We start from the raw sequence: 3,278 nt of genomic DNA, 5'->3' as shown, positions 1-3,278 counted from the left end.
GTATGGGCCGATATCAGATCAACGGCCGCATCTGCGCCGCTGAACGCAGGCATCATGGCGTCGCCAACCGTGAACTGACCGCCAGTCGCATACGCAGCGATGCCGCCCTTGGCCCCTGAGCCAGAGCCCCGCTTTGGATTGGGCGGAGGCGTACCACCGGGAGGCGTTACGGTGACAACCTCGCCGGGCGTCGCCATGAACTCGACGTGCTCAGTGTCCGCACCGCCCGAGCCGCTGACGGTGAACTGTCCGCCGGATGCGAAAGCAGGCAACGTACCATCGCCAACCTGCGATGCATAATCGGTGCCGCCGTAATCACTGGACCCGCCAGAATAATCGGACCCGGAATAACCCCCGCCATAGTTTGACGGGCTGCCATTGTCGGCCATGGAGGCAATGGACGAAATCGCCGACTCGACCGCGCTGGCAATAAAACTTGCAGCAGAGTCGACCGAGCTGACGATGGAGCTCGATCCGGACGAAATCTCCTGAGTGGTCTGGCCGAGCGAATTGCCCATCTGGTCAAATCCAGACCGGGAAATCTCGTTGCCGCTCTTGGTGGCGTCGTTGACATCCTTGGTGGCATCGACGCCATCCTTGGCCGCATCCGCGCCCTCCTCGCTGGCCTTGGCGGCGGTTTCCGTTGCCTCGCCGACATCGCCGAGCGAGGACAGAGAATCCTGCTGAAGCTTCCTGATGTCGCCAGCGGTATTGTTGGCGGTATCGCCAATTGACTTCGCCTGCTGCTCTTGCGCCTTGACCTGGTCGGCTACGGTTTTCGAGGCCTCCTTCTGCGTCTGCTTCAGCGCATCGGTCTGCTGCTTCAGGCCGGCATCATTGGCGGCGGGCTTGTCGAGCGGGTTGAGCGGGTTCTTGAGGGAGTTCGGGCCGATGACCGGAAACGATCCGCTATAGCCCTTGACGCCGCCGCCTCGGCCGAAGGCTTGGCCAAAGGCGCCAACCGGGACATTGATCGGCGCCGCTTCCTGGTTGTCCTGCTTGGTCTTGTTGTCGTTGAGGCTCCAGGAAGACCCAAACTGGCCTTCGGATTTCGATCCCGTAGCGGCGCCGACACCGGCATCGACAGACGACCCAAACGACGATGCATTGGATGCGTTTGACGTGACGGGTGTTGAGGCCACCGCGGATGATATGGTCGAGGCGCCTGACGTGCTGGTCGCGCTGGTCGCAACCTTGGATGCCGAATTATTGACAGCCAGAACGATTGCATCCCTGGACGCATTGATGCGGTCACTCAGCGCCGTGGTTTGCGTCTTGATGGCTTCCGAGAAATGCGCCGACATGAGGTCGGCCGGGGCACCGCCGCCTGATGCGCTTGACGGCAGCAGTGAGCCGAGCGTGGTCTTTGCTCCATCGCCTGAACCTCCCGGCGGGTCAATCGTGACCTTTTCGCCAGGGGTTGCCATGAACTGGATCAGTTGGCTATCGGTGCCGCCAGTCCCGCCGACCGTGAAGCTCCCGCCGGTCGCGTAATGATCCAGGCCTGAGAGATATTCGGAATTGTCAAAGGCATATGGGGATTGGTCCGAGCCACCGCTTGAGGTGACATTCCCCATCGCGTCGTATTGGGCGCTGTCGGAACCGCCCCGCCCAGCGCCGGAGATGACACTTCCGACGTTAGAGGCCACGCTGCCGATGCCCGAGGCCGCGTTGGCAGCGGCGCTGGCAACAGAATTCAGGGCCGAGACAAAAGCAAGCGCATCCTGGATATCTGATTGCAGCGTTTTGCCGATCCCGGCGAGCGCATCCCTTGCGAGGTCAAACGCACCGGTCTTGGCGAGATCTTCCAGGAATTGCTTCCATTGGATGCTGAGACCGCGGATAGCCTGCTCGAATGTCTTGGGCTTGTTCGAATCGAACGCCGCATCAACCGCAGGCTTGATCCTCTTAATGGCCTCCTCAACGTCCTGAAGCGACTTCGGCTGCCGCTCCAGCGACTTCTGGAATTCATTGATGTCGGTCACGCTGAATGCGGAAGCAATCGCGCGGGCGACTTGTGGCAGCGTATCGCGGATTTTCTCGAATGTGTCAGCGGTCAACCCACCGCCTTTGGCGATGCTGGCGGCAAGCGCGCCGAAAACCTGGCTCTCTTCCGCCGCAGTCGCGCCGGCTGTTTGCATCACCTTGCCCAAGGTGGCGCCCATCTCCCTTATCGCATCAAGCGCCTTGTTCGCGCCGACCGTGATCACCGGCCAGCCCGTATTCATCTTGTCGATGCCTTGAGAGGCTTTTTCGACGAACGAAGATAGCGAAGAAAATTCGACGCCGGCTGAATTGGCCGCCTGCTTGATTTGGTTAAATGCTTCGGCGCCGGCCTTGGTGCTGCCGGTAATGCCGGTCAGCCTGCTTTTGGAGCGCTCGACCTCATCGCCGACCTTGGTGAGCTCCACCGAGGCCGCAACGAAGGCAGCGACCGTGCCGCCAACGCCAAGGGCGAGGGAGCCCATCACCGGGCCGAGCCCGGTCAGCTTGCCTGCCACCTCGCTAAAGGCGCCAGATAGCCCTCCCTGACCAGACGCGGCATRACCCAGATGGTTGATCTGCTGCGTCAGCATCTGGATCGGAGAGGCGCCGGATAGAGCGCCCTCCGCAACGCTGCGGATGGAATGGAAAGCCGACTGTGCCTGTGTTGACAGGACGGTATGTGCTTCGGCCGACTTCTTCAGGGCGTCGGTATTGGTCGCTACCGCGGCGGCGCTTGACTTGTGAGCGTTGATCGCGCTCTGGAGCGCCGTCGCGGCCTGCGTGTAGCTCGTGCCGGTCTTGGAGACAATCGTCTCGAGCGACTTGGTGACGTCTAGGTTCTTTTGTGCCTCTCGCGCCGCATTGACCAGGGATTCCGCCATCTTGTCGACGGATTGCGCGGTCTTGGCAATGCTGTTCCCGGACGAACCGGAGCCCATCTTGTTAAGGGCGTCGGAGGTTTTACCGGCCTGCTGCTCGGTCTTGGCCGCGCTCTGCGTGATCTTGTCGAGGGACTGCGAGCCCTTGTCGAGCCCGCTGGTATCGACTTGAAAGCCAAGGGTCGGGTCAGACATCATTTGCCCCGCGATAGTTCGGCGGTGCAGGCAGCGCGGACGTGGTTCTTGGTGATCCCCGACACCACGCCGCTATCGAGCAACTGTTGGAGGCGCGCGATAACTGCGCTCTCGAAATTGGCCGCATCGGCACCGTTCAAGCGGCGCGCCGCTTCGCGAACCATTTCCTTGTCTTCCTTGTTCAGCATCTCAAATCCTCAGTTGGTTTCGGCGCCGGGT

General features: G+C 61.4%; 2 protein-coding genes. Both read right to left on the bottom strand.

Going from position 1 to position 3,278, the window contains the following annotated elements; translation table 11 throughout:
- Positions 1-3,059 (bottom strand): tape measure protein (locus AC1D00_RS33000; protein WP_477013549.1); only part of this gene is annotated, 3,059 nt, incomplete at its 3' end.
- Positions 3,059-3,247 carry a hypothetical protein gene (locus tag AC1D00_RS32995; protein ID WP_477013548.1) on the bottom strand — a complete coding sequence of 63 codons (189 nt, stop codon included), beginning with the start codon at positions 3,245-3,247 and terminating at the stop codon, positions 3,059-3,061. The genes AC1D00_RS33000 and AC1D00_RS32995, both read right to left, overlap by 1 nt.
- Positions 3,248-3,278: the final 31 nt, after the last annotated feature.

The organism is Bradyrhizobium sp. P2_E8, assembly GCF_056403875.1.
The sequence above is the reverse complement of the archived record's forward strand: the minus strand, read 5'-3'. Positions and strand labels throughout refer to the sequence as shown.